Here is a 16,361-nt window from a genome sequence, read left to right as displayed (position 1 = left end):
ACGCGATGCTGAGGATCGTCAACCGGGTGCTGCTCGGAGTCGTCGGGCTCGTCCTGCTCGTGGTCGGCGGCGCCGTCCTCGCCGTCGGGCTCGGCGTGGACCCGCCCTCCTGGTGGCCCCACGACGGCCGTCAGGACGTGCTGCTCAGCGACGCCGACCGGACCCGCTGGCGCGACTCCGGCTGGTGGTGGCCCGCGGTGATCGCCGTGCTCGCCGCCCTCGTCCTGCTCGCCCTGTGGTGGCTCACGGCCGTGCTGCGCCGCCACCGCCTCGCCGAGGTGCTCGTCGACACCGGCGACGGCGAGGGCGCGCTGCTCCGGGGCCGCGCGCTGGAGGGCGTGCTCACCGCCGAGGCGGCCGACGCGGACGGCGTCGAACGCGCCCACGCCCGGCTGACCGGCCGCCGCAACACCCCCGAGGCCCGGGTCCGCCTCCTCCTGCAGCCCCACGTGAACCCGGGGGACGCCCTGCAGACGCTGACGACACAGGCGCTGACGCACGCCAGGGAGTCGGCGGGTCTGGCGGCGCTGCCCGCGGAGGTCCGGCTGCGAGGGGCCAGACACCGTGCGGAAAGGGTCAGTTGACGGTGGTCGGCGACCTCAGAACCCGTGCCGCATCCCACCGTCGACCGGCAGCATGATCCCTGTCAGATAGGAAGCGGCCGGAGACAGCAGGAACGCCCCCGCGCGCCCGAACTCCTCCGGTCGCCCGTACCGCCGCAACGGAATCCGCGACTCGTGCGCCGCCCGCGTAGCCTCCGGGTCGGCCGACATCCCGTCCAGCTCCCGCACCCGGTCCGTGTCGATACGGGCCGGGAGCAGGCCGACCACCCGGATGCCGCGCGGCCCCAACTCGTCGGACAGCGATTTGGCGAACCCGGCGAGCCCCGGCCGCAGCCCGTTGGAGATGGTCAGCCCGGGGATCGGCTCGTGCACGGACCCGGACAGCACGAAGCCGATCACGCCGCCCTCGCCCAACTCCTCGGCCGCGGCCCGCGCCAGGCGCACCGCCCCCAGGAACACCGATTCGAAGGCGGTGGTCCACTGCTCGTCGGTGGTGTCGGCGACGAATCCGGGCGCCGGGCCGCCCACGCTGACCAGGATGCCGTCGAAGCGCCCGAAGTGGTCGCGGGCGGCGGCGATCAGCCGCCCGGGCGCCTCGGGGTCCGCGTTGTCGGCGGCGACACCCACCGCGTGCGCCCCGAGCGCCGCGGCCGCCGCACCGACGCTCTCCTCCTCGCGGCCCGTGAGGACCACCCTCGCGCCGTCGGCGACGAGTTCCCGCGCGACGGCGTTGCCCAGTCCGCGGGTCGCCCCGGTGACGATGTAGACACGGTCCTTCAGCCCAAGATCCATGGCCCCTATCCTGCCTTCTTCCCGTCGTAGAGGGCGAGGGCGGTGCCGACGAGACCGACGTGGCTGAACGCCTGCGGGAAGTTCCCCAGCTGACGGCCCGCGACGGGGTCGTACTCCTCCGCCAGCAGGCCCACGTCGTTGACCAGCCCCACCAGCCGTTCGAACAGCTCGCGCGCCTCCCGCGTGCGGCCGGTCAGCTGCAGGGCGTCCGCGAGCCAGAACGAGCAGACGAGGAACGTGGCCTCGCCGCCCGGCAGCCCGTCGACTGAGCCGGTCTCCGCGGTGAGGTGGTCCGCGCTGTAACGGCGGACGAACCCCTCGTGGCACAGCTCCTCACGGATCGCGTCGACCGTGCCGACGACCCGGGGGTCGTCCGGCGGCAGGAAGCCCATGAGGGGGATGAGCAGCAGCGCGGCGTCGAGTTCGCGGGAGCCGTAGGACTGGGTGAACGTGCCCCGGTCGGCGTCGTAGCCGCGTTCGCAGACCTCGCGGTGGATCTCGTCGCGCAGGGCCCGCCAGCCTTCGAGGTCGCCGCCGGTCAGGGTCGGGTCGTCCTCCAGGGTGCGCACGGCCCGGTCGGCGGCCACCCAGCACATCACCTTGGAGTGCGTGAAGTGGCGGCGCGGCCCGCGCACCTCCCACAGCCCCTCGTCCGGCTTCCGCCAGGCCGTCCGCAGGTAGTCCATCAGCGCGCACTGCATCCGCCACATGTCCGGCATGTCGGGGAGGCCCGAACGCCGGGACACGAAGAGGGAGTCCATGACCTCGCCGTACACGTCCAACTGGAGCTGGTGGACGGCGTCGTTGCCGACCCGGACCGGGCGCGAGTCCTCGTAGCCGGACAGCCACGGCAGTTCGTACTCGGGGATACGGCGCTCACCGGCGAGGCCGTACATGATCTGCAGGTCGGCCGGGTCGCCCGCGACCGCGCGGAGCAGCCAGTCGCGCCAGGCCTCGGCCTCCTCCTGGTAGCCGCAGGACAGCAGCGCGCCGAGCGTGAGGGTGGAGTCGCGCAGCCAGCAGTGACGGTAGTCCCAGTTGCGGACGCCGCCGATCTCCTCGGGCAGCGAGGTGGTGGCCGCCGCGACGATGCCACCGGTGGGGGCGTACGTGAGGGCCTTGAGGGTGATCAGCGAGCGGACCACGGTGTCCCGGTGCGGACCGTCGTACCGGCAGCGCGCCGCCCAGGCCCGCCAGTCGTGGAGGCTCGATCGCAGCGCCTCGTACGGGTCGACGAGGCGGGGGCGGGGCTCGTGCGAGGGGTGCCAGGTCAGCACGAAGGCGACCTTCTCGCCCGGCTCCACCGTGAACTCGGCGTACGTGGCCCGGTCCTCGCTCCACGACCGCACCCGGGGTTCGCTGCGCAGCCACACCGAGTCGGGGCCGGCGACCGCCACGCGGTGGCCGTCCGATCGGCGCATCCAGGGCACCGCCGAGCCGTAGTCGAACCGCAGGCGCAGGGTGCTGCGCATCGTGACCCGGCCGGACAGGCCCTCCACGATCCGTACGACGTCGGGCGCGCGGTCGCGTTGCGGCATCAGGTCGGTGACGCGTACCGCGCCCTCGTCCGTCTCCCACTCGGTGTCGAGCACGAGCGTGTCGTGCCGGTAGGAGCGCCGCGTACAGGTGCCGCCCTCGCCGGGCGCGATCCTCCAGTGGCCGTTCTCCTCGTCACCGAGCAGCGCGGCGAAGCACGCGGCCGAGTCGAAGCGCGGCAGACAGAGCCAGTCGATGGAACCGTGGCGACTCACCAGCGCGGCCGTCTGGTGGTCACCGATCAGGGCGTAGTCCTCGATGTGGGGATGCACGGGGACCGTGTTCCCGGGGCCGGGGGTGATCAGTCCCGGGATCCGGAGGGCGTGACCCTCCCGTCAGCCCGGCCCCGTGCCCGCCGTCGTCCCTCCCACCCCCGAGAAGATCACCCCGGAGCCGGACGGGGCCTGGTTGAGGACCCAGAGGCCGAGGAGCGTGGCGAGGGCGAAGACGACGAGGACCAGGACGGCCAGCACCAGCCGCCGCCGGCGCTCCCGGCGGAGCCAGTCCCCCCGCGCCGTCCGGTACGCGTCCGGCGCGGCGTGCACGCCGCCCGCCAGCGCGGCGAGCGCCGCGGCCAGCTCCCGCTCGGTGCGGTCCTGACCGGTGTCGTTGCCGGTGGTGTCGTTCATCGCCGGGCCTCCATCGCCTGGGTGAGGGCGGCGAGGCCGCGTGCGGTGTGGGTCTTGACCGAGCCGCAGGAGATGCCCATCGCGGCCGCGATCTCACTTTCCTTCAGCCCGAGCCAGTGGCGCAGCACCAGCGCCTCCCGCTGGCGGGCGGGCAACTGCTGCAGCGCCCCGATCAGCACCCGCTGGTCGTCGTGGAGCAGCGCGGTGCTCTCGGCGGAGGCGACCGGCTCCTCCACCACCGGGGTCTCCACATGCCGGCGGGCGACCTGGAGGTGCCGTATCCGCATCCGGGTCAGGTTGCAGACCGTGGAGCGGAGGTACGCCTCCGCCGCCTCGGCGTCCCTGAGGCGCCGCCACTTGCGGTAGATCTGGTAGTACGCCTCGGCCACCACGTTCTCGGGGTCGTCCGCGCCCAGCAGCACCGCGAGCCGCAGCATCGAGGAGTAGTGCAGCTCGAACAGCCGGGCGACACCCGCCTCGCGTTCCACGTCGGCGGGGTCCGCCGGAGCCGGCACCTGTCCCAGGGGCTCGGTCGCGGTCAGGGGCGCGGAGGCCGCCGGGGCCACCGGCACACGCATGTGCGTTCTGCGTCTCACGGGTTGCTCGCTCCCGTCTCGGGGCGCCGCCTGACGGTCAGGCGGGACGGTAGGTCGGTCGCGTCGGTGCCGCGCGGGACACCGAGCCGTTCGAGGACCGTCGTGCCGACGACGGCGACGGTCAGATTGAGCAGCAGGGCGAGCAGGCCGGCGTAGATCTCCAGCGAACCGCCGCCCAGGAGCACGATGGAGGAGAACCCCTCGCGCACCACCAGGAAGGTGCCGGTCACCATGCCCGCGGCCCACCCCGCGAGCAGCGCCCGGGGATGCAGCCGCCCGGTGAACAGGCCGACCGCGACCGCCGGGAAGATCTGCAGGATCCACACCCCGCCGAGCAGTTGGAGGTTGATGGCGTCCTGGTCGCGCAGTCCGAAGACGAACGCCACCGCCCCCACCTTCGCCGTCAGCGACACCACCTTGGCGATGCGCACCTGACGCTTGGGCGTGGCGGTGGGCTGGAAGTACTCGACGTACACGTTGCGGACGAAGCCCGTGGCGGCCGCGATCGACATCACCGCCGCCGGGACCAGCGCGCCCACGGTGATCGCGCCGAACACCAGCCCCGCCAGCGGCCCCGGCATCAGCCGGTCCACCAGCATCGGTACGGCCGCCTCGGCACCGCCCTCGGGGGCCCGCACGCCCGAGGCGAGCGCCGCGATCCCGAGGAAGCCGAACAGGGCCAGCAGCCCCGTCCAGGCGGGCAGCGCCACGGCGACCTTGCGGACCGTGCGCGGTCCGTCGGCGGCGAACCCGGCGGTCAGCACGTGCGGGTACATCAGCAGGGCCAGCGCCGAGCCCAGCGCGAGGGTGGCGTAGGCGGGCTGCTGCTCGGGCGCCAGCAGGAGCGCGGACTCCTCGACGCTCGTCCCGCCGAGCCGCCGGGCCGCCCCCTCGAAGACCGCGCCCGGGCCGCCGAACCGTTCCAGCACCAGCCAGCACACGGCGGTCAGCGACACGAAGACGGCCACCGCCTTCAGCGCCGAGATCACGGCCGGCGCCCGCAGCCCGTGCCGGTACGTCGCCACCGCGAGCCCCGCGAACAGCGCGACCATCACCAGATCACCGGCCGCGCCCTTCGGGTACACACCCCCGGCCGTCAGCACCGCCCTTATGCCGAGCAGCTGCAACGCCAGGTACGGCATCGTCGCGAGGATCCCGGTCAGCGCCACCACCAGGGCGAGCGGCGCCGAACCGTACCGGCCGCGCACGAAGTCCCCGGCCGTCACGTACCCGTGCCGCCGGGCCACGTCCCACAGCCGGGTCAGCAGGACGAAGGCCAGCGGGCAGACGATCACCGTGTACGGCACCGCGAAGAACGCCGGCGCCCCGTTGCCGTACGCCAGCCCCGGTACGGCGGTGAAGGTGTACGCGGTGAAGATCGTGCCGCCGAGCAGCATCCAGGTCCACACCGGGCCGAGGGCGCGGTCGGCCAGCGCCCAGCCCTCCAGCGAGGGCAGCCGGTCGCTGGGGCGCAGCCGGCGCGCGGTGACGGCGAACAGCGACGCTCCGCCGATCACGGCGAGGAACGTCGCGGTCATGGCAGCGTCCGCCATGGGTCACCGTCCTTGGTGGGCCTGGGCCCGGGTGTACCTCGGCCCTCGCGTGTTGGTTGCGTGGACAGCCGATTCGGATGACAGGGAATCGGCGCGAAATCTTCTGGAAATTCGCTGTCAACCGATCCCGACGAGTGGGCAACTCTTGCACAGACCCCCAGGAAGCGGGAGAGGAGAGCAGGTCATGGCACAGACCGGTCACCACCGGCTACGGCGCGTCGCGATCGCCGTACTGCTCCTCGCGCCCGCCGCGGGACTGCTCTGGGTCCCCTGGTACGCCGGTGCGGAGCCACGGCTCGCGGGAACGCCGTTCTTCTACTGGTACCAGCTCGCCTGGGTCCCGGGATGCGGCCTCTGCCTGCTCGCCGCGTACGCGCTGTCGGACCGGCGCTCCGCCGGGCACCGCGACCGACATCGTTGACCGGCGGCAGCAGCCGCACCGTCCCCCTCTTCCCTTCCGCCTCTTCCGTTCTCTGCCGTACCCCCGTTGAAATCAGGAGCCGCCATGCCTACGTCAGTCATGCCCGAAACCGGCCCCGAGGTGCCGGAAAGATCCCGAATGACGCCGAAATCGATCGCCCTCTGGATAGCCGTCGGTCTCGTCGGGGCGATCGGCTGGGCGGTGCTCGCCCTCTCCCGGGGCGAGGAGATCTCGGCCGTCTGGCTGCTCATGGCGGCCCTCGGCTCGTACGCGATCGGCTACCGCTTCTACTCCCGGTTCATCGCCCGCCGGGTCCTCCAGGTCGACGACACCCGCGCCACGCCGGCCGAGCGGCTGGAGGACGGCGTCGACTACCACCCGACCGACAAGCGGGTGCTGTTCGGCCACCACTTCGCGGCCATCGCCGGCGCGGGCCCGCTGGTCGGACCGGTGCTGGCGGCCCAGATGGGCTATCTGCCGGGCACCATCTGGATCATCGCGGGCGTGATCTTCGCCGGCGCGGTACAGGACATGATCGTCCTCTTCCTGTCCATGCGCCGGGACGGCAAGAGCCTCGGCCAGATGGCCCGGGACGAGATCGGCAAGGTCGGCGGCGCCGCCGCGCTGATCGGCGTCTTCGCCATCATGATCATCCTGCTCGCGGTCCTCGCGATGGTCGTGGTCAACGCCCTCGCCGAGTCCGCCTGGGGCACCTTCTCGGTCACCATGACCATTCCGATCGCCCTCTTCATGGGCTTCTACCTGCGCTACCTCCGTCCCGGCCGCGTCGTCGAGACCAGCTTCATCGGCGTCGCCCTCCTCCTGCTCGCCATCCTCGGCGGCGGCTGGATCCAGGACTCCTCGCTCGCCGAGTACTTCGTCTGGAGCCCCGAGACCCTGGTCTTCTGCCTGGTCGGCTACGGCTTCGTGGCCTCCGTGCTCCCCGTGTGGATGCTGCTGGCCCCGCGTGACTACCTCTCCACCTTCATGAAGGTCGGCACCATCGCCCTGATGGCCGTCGGTGTCGTGGTCGCCGCCCCGAACCTGCGTGCCGAGTCGGTCACCGAGTTCGCGCACACGGGTGCCGGACCGGTCTTCGCGGGCTCGCTCTTCCCGTTCCTCTTCATCACGATCGCCTGCGGCGCCCTGTCCGGCTTCCACGCCCTGGTCTCCTCCGGCACCACGCCGAAGCTGATCCAGAAGGAGTCCCAGGTCCGGATGATCGGCTACGGCTCCATGCTCACGGAGTCCTTCGTCGCGGTCATGGCCCTCATCGCCGCCTGTGTCCTCGAACCCGGCCTCTTCTACGCCATGAACTCCCCGGCGGCGCTGCTCGGCCCGACCGTCGACACGGCCGCCGAGGCGGTCAAGAACCTCGGCTTCACCATCACGCCGGAACAGCTCACCGCGGCGGCCAAGGCCGTCGAGGAGGAGACCCTCGTCGGCCGCTCCGGCGGCGCGCCCACCCTGGCCGTCGGCATGTCGGAGATCTTCGCCGGGGTCTTCGGCGGCGCCGGGATGAAGGCCTTCTGGTACCACTTCGCGATCATGTTCGAGGCCCTGTTCATCCTCACCACCGTGGACGCCGGCACCCGCGTCGGCCGGTTCATGCTCCAGGACATGCTGGGCAACGTCTGGAAGCCGATCGGCCGGGTCACCTGGAAGCCGGGCATCTGGATCACCAGCGCCCTGGTCGTCGGCGCGTGGGGCTACTTCCTCTACGCCGGTGTCACCGACCCCCTCGGCGGGATCAAGCAGCTCTTCCCGCTCTTCGGCATCGCCAACCAGCTGCTCGCCGCCGTCGCCCTGGCCGTCACCACCACCGTCCTCATCAAGTCCGGCAAGCTGCGCTGGGCCTGGGTCACCGGCATCCCGCTGGCCTGGGACGTGGCCGTCACCTTCACCGCCGGCTGGCAGAAGATCTTCTCGGACAACCCCGCGATCGGCTTCTTCGCCCTCCGCGACAAGTACGCGGCCGCCATCGACAAGGGCGAACTCCTGCCCGGCGCCACGAACATGGACGACATGCACACGATCGTCACCAACAACACGGTCGACGGCGTGATCATGGCGATCTTCCTGCTGCTGGTCCTCACGGTCCTGATCAACTGCGCGGTGGTCTGCGTCCGCGCCGTACGGTCCCCGGTGCCCCTGCCGTCGACCGAGGCCCCGTACGTCGAGTCCCGCATCGACGCGGACGACACCGAGAAGCAGTTGGTGGGAGCCCGCCGATGACCGCCCGGGACTGGGTGCGGGGGGTCCGCTGGTACCTCCGGGAACTCACCGGCGAGGCCGAGTACGACCGCTACTGCGAGCGTCGGCGCCGCCACCACCCGGCAGCGCCGGTCCCGACCCGCCGGGAGTACGACACCCTGCGGACCCGGCAGAGAGAGGAACACCCGGAGGGCCGCTGCTGCTGAGAGCGACGGCGCCCTGCTGAGCCGGCCCAGGGTGCGTCGTCGGGTGCGGGTGCGTGGGGGCTGCGGGCCTGAAAAGCAAGGGGCGCAGCCCCTGCTTTTCAGGGGCGCGGGGAACTGCGCGAGAAGCCCCACCGGGCCCGCACCCGCACCCGCACCCCGCACCGCACCGCACCCGACCCCACCCACCCCCATCCCCGGATCCAGAGATGCTGAGACGCCGACCCTCCCTGCTGATCCGTCCCGAACTCGACGACGACCCCCTGCACAGAACGCTGACCGAACTCCGCCCCACCCCCCAGCTCCACGGCCTCGGCGCCGGCCGCACTCGCCCCCCATGGGAACCCGTGGCCGCCCTCCTCCGCACCACCGGCCGCGACTGGGACCGCCGGGCCCACCGCCTCGCCGTACTGGCCCAGCGACTCCCCGCCGCCGTCCCCCAACGCTGGGCGGCCGACCGCCCGGAGGACGGCGACGCCCTCACCCTGCGCGCCTTCGTCGAGTCGCACCGCACCCCCGCCACCGACCGGACCGCCGTCCGCCGCGCCGAACACACCTGCCTCCGCGCCGCCGAGGCCTGCCCGGACGACCCCACGCCCTGGCTGGCGCTGCTGTCCCTGATGGACGCCTGCGCCGTACCGGTCAAGGACGCCGTGCCCGTGTGGACGGAAGCCGTCGACCGGGCCCCCTGGCTCCGGACGTCCTACCACCGGCTGCTGCGCTATCTGTCCCCGCGCGGCCACGGGACGGTCCCCGACATGATGGACTTCGCCTGGCAGGCCGCCGCCCGCGCACCCCACGGCTCACCGCTGGCCCTGCTCCCGGTGGCGGCCCGCGTCGAACTCATGGCCCACCGCCAGGGCTCGACACCCGTCGACGCCCTCGGCTCGGGCGGCGGCAACTGGAACGAGCCCCGGTCCGTCCACGAGATCGACCTCGCCCTCAAGAGCTGGTTCGACGTCGGCACCGCACCCCACGCCGAGGCCGTCACCGACCTCAACACCCTCGCCTTCGCCCTCACCCGCGCCCACCGCCCGGCCGAGGCCGCCCCCGTCTTCGAGCGCCTGGGCCGCCATATGACGACCCACCCGTGGGACCTGCTGCCCGAACCGCGACGCACCTTCGCCTACTGGCGCGAGCGCTCGGCCGAGGGCCGCGGCCGTACCTGAGCCCGGCCGGCGCCTACACCGGAGTGGGGGCCGTCTCCTTCTCTCCCTCGGCCTCCGCCGCGGCCGCCGCCTCCGCGCGGTCGCGGCGCTCCCGGCGGGCGAGGATGACGTAGCCGACGGGAACACCGAGGGCGAAGAGCCACCACTGCAGGGCGTAGGCGTAGTTCAGCGCGGCGTTCTCGTCGCCGGGGCTGCCGAGCTGTTCCGGGGTGTCGCCCTTGGGCTCGGGCGCGGTCTGGGCGAGATAGCCGCCGAGGACCTGGACACCGAGGCGCTTCGCCTCCCGCTCGCTGTCGATCAGCATGATCTGCCGGTCCGGCAGGCCCTGGAGGTCCTTGATGCCGCTCGCCTCGGTCGTCTCGTCGGGCATCAGCCGCCCGGTGACGGTGACTTCGCCGGCGGGCGGCGCGGGGATCTTGGGGAACGCGGTCTGGCTCGGGCCGTTCGCGGGGATCCAGCCCCGGTTGACGAGCAGCACCCTGCCGTCGTCGAGGGCGAACGGGGTGAGCACATGGAAGCCGACCTCGTCGTCGGCGTTGACTCGACGGCGGACGACGACCTCGTCCTCGGTGTCGAAGCGGCCCTTCGCGGTCACCGTGCGGTAGCGCTCGGCACTGGTGACGGTGTGCCCGGGGGAGGTCAGCCGCTCCACGGGCACCGGCTTCGCGGCCAGCGCGTCGGCGACGAGCTGGTTCCGCGCGCTGCGCTCCTCGTAACGATGCATCTGCCAAATACCCAGCCTGACCATGGTCGGGACCAGGACGAGTACGAGCAGCGCGAGGATCACCCACTGCCGGGACAACAGGAAGCGGTACACCCCACGACCGTACAACTCGGTCGTGGGGTGCGTTCGGGCGGGTGCGCACTCGCCGGTGTTCAGACTCTGTCGACGATGCCCGCCTTCCCCTCGGCCCGCGCGCAGTGGGCGCCGCAGTACCAGTGGCCGTCGACGTCGACGCCCTGGCCGATGATCTGCACCCGGCAGTGCTCGCAGATGGGGGCCATGCGGTGGATCGCGCAGGAGAAGCAGTCGAAGACGTGCACCGCTCCCTGGGCGTGGACCTCGAAGGTCATTCCGTAGTCATTGCCGCAAACTTCGCATCTCGCCATGCGCCACAGGGTGAGCCGTCGCCGCCGCGCGGGCGAGCGGGCGCCGGGCGAGTCGCCCGGCAATCACCCGTCCGTACGGGTCACTCGTCGGCGGGCGCCACATCGCGGAGCAACTGCCCGAACGCGGCCTCGTCCACCACCGGCGTCCCGTACTGCCGGGCCTTGACGACCTTCGACGTGTTCGAGTCGGGGTCGTTGGTGACGAGCAGACTGGTCACCCGGGACAGACTCGTCGCCACGTGGAGCCCTGCCTCGACCGCGCGGTCCTCCAGCAGATCGCGTTCGACCGACGTGTCCCCGGAGAAGGCGACCCGCATGCCCTGCTTGAGCGGTTTGCCGTCCTCGAACCGCCCCGGGTTGGGATAGGGACACGCGGGCCGCTTCCGCGAAGGCCGCCAACTGGTGGGCCGATAGCCGCTGTAACCACCGCCGTAGCCGCCACCGTGGCCCGCCTGCTGCCCGATGCGGGGCGTCGCCGGGCTGTCCCGCCACTCGGTCAGCGGCCGGCACTCGTGCAGCGGCAGCCGTACACCGCTCGCGGCGGCGACCCGCAGACTCGGCCGGAACGCCTCCGCCAGCACCCGCGCGTCGTCCAGCGCGTGGTGCGCCCGCTGCTGCACCACCCCGAAGTGCGCCGCCAGCGACTCCAGCTTGTGGTTGGGCAGCGGCAGCCCCAGCTCCTTCGACAGCGCGATCGTGCACAGCCGTTGACGCACCGGCGCCTCGGTCTCCGCGCGCGCGTACTCCCGGGCGATCATCGACCAGTCGAACACCGCGTTGTGCGCGACGAGCACCCGGTCCGCGAGCCGCGCGGAGAACTCCTCCGCGATCTCCTTGAACAGCGGTGCCCCTTCGAGCACATCGCTCGTCAGCCCGTGGATCCACACCGGCCCCGGATCCCGCTCCGGGTTCACCAACGTGTACCAGTGGTCCTCGACCTCGCCCCGCGCGTCCAGTCTGTACACAGCCGCGGAGATTATCCGGTCGTCCCGGGCCAGCCCGGTCGTCTCCACGTCCACGACCGCGTACCCCTGGGGATACGCGGCCGGCCAAGGCGCTTGCGACGCTGCGGTCGTGTGGTCTTCGAGCATGGTCCCTGAGGATACGGGCCGGGACTGACAGCTCGTTACCCGGCGCCGACGCGGCACAAGTGACGGAGCGACAGCTTCCTCCTCACCCTCCGGTTTGGTGGAGGACGCCAAGAAGCAAGCGCGTACCGCCGTAAATACTTGTCAGTAACAACGTCTAGCCCCCGTCCACCAGCGGTTCTACCGTGCCCCCATGCCGAACCTGCCCGATGTCGTGCTCTGGTCGATACCCGCCTTCGTGCTGCTCACCGTGATCGAGGTGATCAGTGTCCGGATCCATCCGGACGAGGATGCCGCGGGGTACGAGGCGAAGGACGCCGCGACGAGCGTCGGTATGGGGCTCGGGAGCCTCGCCTTCGACTTCCTCTGGAAGATCCCGATCGTCGCCGTCTACACGGCCGTCCACGAGTTGACCCCGCTGCGCGTCCCGGTCCTGTGGTGGACGATCCCGCTGATGCTCCTCGCGCAGGACTTCTTCTACTACTGGTCGCACCGCGGCCACCACGTGATCCGCATCCTCTGGGCCTGTCACGTCGTCCACCACTCCAGCCGGAAGTTCAACCTCACCACCGCCCTCCGGCAACCGTGGACGACCTGGACGGTGTGGCCCTTCTACGTCCCGCTCATCGCCCTCGGCGTGCACCCGGCCGCGCTCGCCTTCTGTTCCTCCGCCAACCTCGTCTACCAGTTCTGGATCCACACCGAGCGCATCGGGAAGCTGCCCCGCGCCTTCGAGTTCGTCTTCAACACGCCGTCCCACCACCGGGTCCACCACGCCTCCCAGGGTGGCTATCTCGACCGCAACTTCGGCGGCATCCTCATCGTCTGGGACCGGCTCTTCGGCTCGTTCGTCGAGGAGACCGAGCGGCCGGTGTACGGCCTGACGAAGAACATCGACACGTACAACCCGCTGCGGGTCGCCACCCATGAGTACGTCGCCATCGCCAAGGACCTGAAGAGGGCGAGCGGCTGGGGCGAACGGGCGGGGCGGGTCTTCGGGGGGCCCGGCTGGAAGCCCGCACAGCCGACCCCGGCCGACCTCTCCGACTCCTCCGACTCCTCCGACTCCTCCGAGTCCTCCCACTCTTCCGGCTCCTCCGGTTCTTCCGGCTCTGCCGGTACCTCAGGTTCCTCCTCGCCCTCTCCCTCGAAGACCGTCGCGTGAGGCGGGACAGAGGGGCCGTTCTCCTCGTCGCCTTCGGGGTCGCCGTCGGGGTCGACCTCGCGTCCCTGGCCGTCGGGTTCGACGCGGGGCACCTCGCCGCCAAGCCCCTGCTGATGCCCTTGCTCGCGGCGTACGCGTACACGCGCGGCGCGCCCCGACCGCTGATCGCGGCCCTGCTGTTCGGCTGGGGCGGCGACGTGCTGCTCCTCTCCGACGCCGAACCGGCCTTCCTCGCCGGGATGGGCTCCTTCGCGGTGGGCCACGTCTGTTACCTCGTGCTGTTCGGCGGACCCGGCGTATCCGCCGGGCCCGCCGCACCCGTCGGCCCCACCGGACCCGGCAGGTCCGGACGCCCGTCGTACCGCGCGCGCGTGGCGTTCGGTGTCGCGTACGCCCTCGCCCTGGTCGTCGCCGTCGCGAGCCTGTGGCCCGGTCTGCCGGCCGACCTGCGCCTCCCCGTCGCCGGGTACAGCGCCCTGTTGACCACGATGGCGTGGGCCGCCGCCCGACTCGGGAGCGTCGCCGGGCTCGGCGGCGCGCTCTTCGTGGTGTCGGACATGCTCATCGCGACCGGTGTCGCCGAGTGGCCGCAGCCGCCCCGACCCGACCTGTGGATCATGCTCACCTATCTGGCGGCGCAGTACCTGCTCACCCGAGGGGCCCTCGACACCCTCGGCACGCGCCCCTCGTCCACCCCGGCGGAGGGTGGGGCGCCCCAGCACACGGTCTGACCGGGCCGCCCTGCGCACCCCCGCCCCGTCGCCGCCTCACCAGCGGATCGGCAGCGGCAGCGCCGTGAGCAGCGCCGACACCGCGACGACGACGCCCAGTACGACCACCTCCGCCCGCGCGGGCGCGCAGGCGCCGAGCGGGTCGTCGGTCGCGCGGCGCAGCCGCAGCCGTGCCCAGAGGGCCAGCACGGCGACGGCCGTCACCAGCAGCACCTTGGCGAGCAGGGCGCGCCCGTACGCCGTCTCCGTCAATTGGTCGAGCACCGTGTCCGGCGGCATCCGGCGCAGCGTGCTGCACACCCCGCTGGCCGTGACGGCGGCGAGCAGAACGGCGGCCACGCGCGCGTAGAGGCCCAACAGCGCGGTGCCCGGCGGCGACGAGCGCCACGCGCGCGTGCGCAGGATCCGCAGCACGTGCAGCAGTCCGCCCGCCCACAGGGCCGCGCACGTCAGGTGCACCAAGGTCAGAGCGGCGCCGACCAGCGGATCGTGGTGGTCCGTGCTCGGGTGGGCGCGCAGCGCCTCCGCGACGACGACGGCGGCCAGGGGCAGCGCCTGGGCGGCCGGGCGACGGGACAGCGCCAGGAGGCCGGCCGCCACGAAGGCGTTGACCTCCAGCAGGGCGAGCTTGCCGTCCCGCGTCTCGTAGAGGCCGCCCACGTCCACGTCGGCGGGGGAGTCCGGCACCAGATTGCCTGTGGCCACGACCGACGCCAGCCCCAGCGAGGCCACGAGACCGGCCCCCGCCGCCCAGGGCGCCCAACTGCGCGGCGCCCGCCCGGGAGCGCCGGGCACCCGCCGCACCAGCCGTGCCACGAACAACTCGCCCACCGGTACGCACAGCGCCGCCAGCAGCACCGTCCGCAGCAGGGCGATCCCGCCGGTGCCGGGCGCCTCGGCCTCCCCCGTGCCGTCGAGCGCCACCCGCGGCCCGAACAGGGGTATCAGCGCGGCCACGGCCACCAGGACGAGCACCACGACGGCCCGCCAGGTCCCGCCCCCGGCCCGCCCCTCAGCCCCGCCGGCTTCCTCTACCCTCGCGCCCCTCGCGTCCGTCGCGTCCGTCGTCCGTCTCGTCAGGCTCACCCCAAAAAGTTCACCAGTCGCACCAGACCGGGGCAAGTGCCGGAAATCGACCGGCAGTTCGACATTCCGCCCAACCGTTCGACCCGGAGGTAGCGGTGACCTCAGCGCCAGCGCGCCTCGTCCGCACCCCAACGCCCCGGAGGCCGAGCCCAGTCGCGCGGCCCGCCCTCGAAGGACACCGGCGACAACGCGTACCGCAGCCGACCGAGGGGGCTGTCCCGCTCGGCGAGCCAGGCGTCCGGCGCGCCGGGAGCCCCGCCCTCATCGGGGGCTCGCTCGATCCCGTCCGTCAGCCAGGCTGCCGTCCGCGCCAGCGACAGCCGGACGACCCGGCTGTACCCCTGCTCCGCCTGCTCGGTGAGTGCCCGCAGCACGGCCGCCGCCAGCAGATAGCCCGTCCCGTGGTCGAGCGCCTGCGCGGGCAGCGCGCCCGGCCGCTCCGTCGTACCCTCCATCGTCGCGATCCCCGTCGCCACCTGCACCAGACTGTCGAACCCCCGCCGCCCGGCCCACGGCCCGTCCGCGCCCCAGGCCGAGAGCTGCGCCACGATCAGTCCGGGACGCCGATCGACCAGGGCCTCGGCCGACAGCCCGAACCGGTCCAGCGCACCCGGTCGGTACCCGGTGACGACGACGTCGGCCTCGGCGAGCAGCGCCTCGAACGCCCTCGGGTCGGCGGCCAGATCGAGCGTCGCCGACCGTTTCCCGAAGCCCGTGTCGGCGTGCTGGTCGAGGATCTCGGGCATGCCCGGCGGATCCACGCGCAGCACGTCCGCGCCCAGGAGGGCGAGTGTGCGGGTGGCGACGGGGCCCGCGATGACCCGGGTCAGGTCCAGGACCCGTATCCCGGCGGCGGGCGACAGCGGCGCCTCGGCCGAAGGCAGGAACGGGAGCACGCGCGCGTAGGCCGTGTCCAGCCGCTCGTGCTGGATCAGCGGCCGGGCCGCCACCGCCCGCGCCTGCTCGTGCGCGGCCCACTCCCCGGGCGTCCGCAGCGCCACCGCCAGGCCCCCGGCGGCGTACACCACCTCCTCGACCTCCCGCGCAGACCGCTCGGCGAGTGCCGCCTCCACCGCGGGCACTTCGGCGGCGGACACCCCCAGCGCCGACAGCAGCCGCTCCCGGTGATGCGGATAGTTCGCGTGTGTCCGCACCCAGCCGTCCGCCGTCCGCCAGAACCGCGACAGCGGCGCGAAGTTGACCGGCGCCCGACCGTCGACCAGCAGATGACGTTCACTCACGAAGGCCGTGCCGACCGCCCCGTCGTCCACCCGCACCCGGGGGACCTCGCCGAGCCCGGCCCGGCGCGCGCCCAACTCGGCCGCCGCCAGCGCGCACACACCGACGCAGGTCCGCGCCAGTTCCCGTACCGGCAGCCGGGCGTCGAGCACCCCGTCCCGTACGACCGTCGAGACCCTCGACGGCAGAGCGGGATCGCCGCCCAGGGCCGCCCACGCACCATCCATGTCAGTCATGATCCGAACCTACGCAACGGAAGGGCCGGG

Annotated in this window: 17 protein-coding genes; 7 read left to right on the top strand and 10 right to left on the bottom strand. The window is 72.6% G+C overall.

Going from position 1 to position 16,361, the window contains the following annotated elements; translation table 11 throughout:
* Positions 1 to 5: 5 nt before the first annotated feature.
* Complete coding sequence (amaP, locus tag L3078_RS10630) at positions 6 to 584, top strand: alkaline shock response membrane anchor protein AmaP (RefSeq protein ID WP_239753175.1); 579 nt, start codon at positions 6 to 8, stop codon at positions 582 to 584.
* A gap of 15 nt (positions 585 to 599) precedes the next feature.
* Here the strand turns inward: amaP and L3078_RS10625 are convergent, their stop codons facing one another.
* The 5 genes from L3078_RS10625 to L3078_RS10605 all read right to left on the bottom strand — a co-directional run bounded on the left by L3078_RS10625 (position 600) and on the right by L3078_RS10605 (position 5,669).
* On the bottom strand, positions 600 to 1,355 hold the full coding sequence (locus L3078_RS10625) for an SDR family oxidoreductase (RefSeq protein ID WP_239753174.1): 756 nt from the start codon (positions 1,353 to 1,355) through the stop codon (positions 600 to 602).
* A gap of 5 nt (positions 1,356 to 1,360) precedes the next feature.
* Positions 1,361 to 3,163 (bottom strand): glycoside hydrolase family 15 protein, encoded by a 1,803-nt coding sequence (locus L3078_RS10620; protein WP_239753173.1) that lies wholly within the window; start codon positions 3,161 to 3,163, stop codon positions 1,361 to 1,363.
* A 63-nt stretch (positions 3,164 to 3,226) separates the two neighbouring features.
* On the bottom strand, positions 3,227 to 3,520 hold the full coding sequence (locus L3078_RS10615) for a hypothetical protein (protein WP_033529192.1): 294 nt from the start codon (positions 3,518 to 3,520) through the stop codon (positions 3,227 to 3,229).
* Positions 3,517 to 4,116 (bottom strand): sigma-70 family RNA polymerase sigma factor, encoded by a 600-nt coding sequence (locus L3078_RS10610; RefSeq protein WP_239753172.1) that lies wholly within the window; start codon positions 4,114 to 4,116, stop codon positions 3,517 to 3,519. Before L3078_RS10610 ends, L3078_RS10615 begins: the two co-directional genes overlap by 4 nt.
* On the bottom strand, positions 4,113 to 5,669 hold the full coding sequence (locus tag L3078_RS10605; protein ID WP_239753171.1) for a sodium:solute symporter family protein: 1,557 nt from the start codon (positions 5,667 to 5,669) through the stop codon (positions 4,113 to 4,115). Before L3078_RS10605 ends, L3078_RS10610 begins: the two co-directional genes overlap by 4 nt.
* Before the next feature lie 184 nt (positions 5,670 to 5,853).
* Between L3078_RS10605 and L3078_RS10600 the strand changes: the two genes are divergently transcribed.
* The 4 genes from L3078_RS10600 (at position 5,854) to L3078_RS10585 (ending at position 9,676) form a co-directional block, all read left to right on the top strand.
* Positions 5,854 to 6,090: a DUF3311 domain-containing protein gene (locus L3078_RS10600; protein ID WP_239753170.1), complete on the top strand. Its 237-nt coding sequence runs from the start codon at positions 5,854 to 5,856 to the stop codon at positions 6,088 to 6,090.
* Positions 6,091 to 6,174: 84 nt separating this feature from the next.
* The gene (locus L3078_RS10595) at positions 6,175 to 8,325 is read left to right on the top strand and encodes a carbon starvation CstA family protein (protein WP_275593134.1); all 2,151 of its coding nucleotides are present in this window, start codon (positions 6,175 to 6,177) and stop codon (positions 8,323 to 8,325) included.
* Positions 8,322 to 8,510: a YbdD/YjiX family protein gene (locus L3078_RS10590; protein ID WP_239753168.1), complete on the top strand. Its 189-nt coding sequence runs from the start codon at positions 8,322 to 8,324 to the stop codon at positions 8,508 to 8,510. Before L3078_RS10595 ends, L3078_RS10590 begins: the two co-directional genes overlap by 4 nt.
* 206 nt (positions 8,511 to 8,716) lie before the next feature.
* Entirely contained in the window at positions 8,717 to 9,676 is a 960-nt protein-coding gene (locus tag L3078_RS10585) for a hypothetical protein (RefSeq protein WP_239753167.1), read from the top strand.
* Positions 9,677 to 9,689: 13 nt separating this feature from the next.
* Here L3078_RS10585 and L3078_RS10580 read toward each other — a convergent pair whose 3' ends face one another.
* The 3 genes from L3078_RS10580 to L3078_RS10570 form a co-directional block, all read right to left on the bottom strand.
* On the bottom strand, positions 9,690 to 10,493 hold the full coding sequence (locus L3078_RS10580; protein WP_239753166.1) for an SURF1 family cytochrome oxidase biogenesis protein: 804 nt from the start codon (positions 10,491 to 10,493) through the stop codon (positions 9,690 to 9,692).
* 59 nt (positions 10,494 to 10,552) lie between these two features.
* Positions 10,553 to 10,786 (bottom strand): hypothetical protein, encoded by a 234-nt coding sequence (locus L3078_RS10575; protein WP_239753165.1) that lies wholly within the window; start codon positions 10,784 to 10,786, stop codon positions 10,553 to 10,555.
* Between the two features lie 80 nt (positions 10,787 to 10,866).
* Positions 10,867 to 11,877, bottom strand: a complete 1,011-nt coding sequence (locus tag L3078_RS10570) for a DEDDh family exonuclease (protein ID WP_239753164.1) — start codon at positions 11,875 to 11,877, stop codon at positions 10,867 to 10,869.
* A 190-nt stretch (positions 11,878 to 12,067) separates the two neighbouring features.
* On the opposite strand from L3078_RS10570, the gene L3078_RS10565 reads away from it, so the two are divergent.
* Entirely contained in the window at positions 12,068 to 13,039 is a 972-nt protein-coding gene (locus tag L3078_RS10565; protein ID WP_239753163.1) for a sterol desaturase family protein, read from the top strand.
* Complete coding sequence (locus L3078_RS10560; RefSeq protein ID WP_239753162.1) at positions 13,036 to 13,770, top strand: lysoplasmalogenase; 735 nt, start codon at positions 13,036 to 13,038, stop codon at positions 13,768 to 13,770. The genes L3078_RS10565 and L3078_RS10560 overlap by 4 nt, the downstream gene beginning before the upstream one ends.
* Positions 13,771 to 13,806: 36 nt before the next feature.
* On the opposite strand, the gene L3078_RS10555 is transcribed toward L3078_RS10560, so the two are convergent.
* Positions 13,807 to 14,856, bottom strand: a complete 1,050-nt coding sequence (locus tag L3078_RS10555; protein WP_239753161.1) for a CopD family protein — start codon at positions 14,854 to 14,856, stop codon at positions 13,807 to 13,809.
* Between the two features lie 101 nt (positions 14,857 to 14,957).
* Complete coding sequence (locus tag L3078_RS10550) at positions 14,958 to 16,331, bottom strand: CoA transferase (protein WP_239753160.1); 1,374 nt, start codon at positions 16,329 to 16,331, stop codon at positions 14,958 to 14,960.
* Positions 16,332 to 16,361 lie beyond the last annotated feature (30 nt).

The sequence above is a fragment of the Streptomyces deccanensis genome, from assembly GCF_022385335.1.
In the GTDB taxonomy this organism is placed as follows: Bacteria; Actinomycetota; Actinomycetes; order Streptomycetales; family Streptomycetaceae; genus Streptomyces; species Streptomyces deccanensis.
This window is presented reverse-complemented; position numbering and strand designations above follow the sequence as displayed.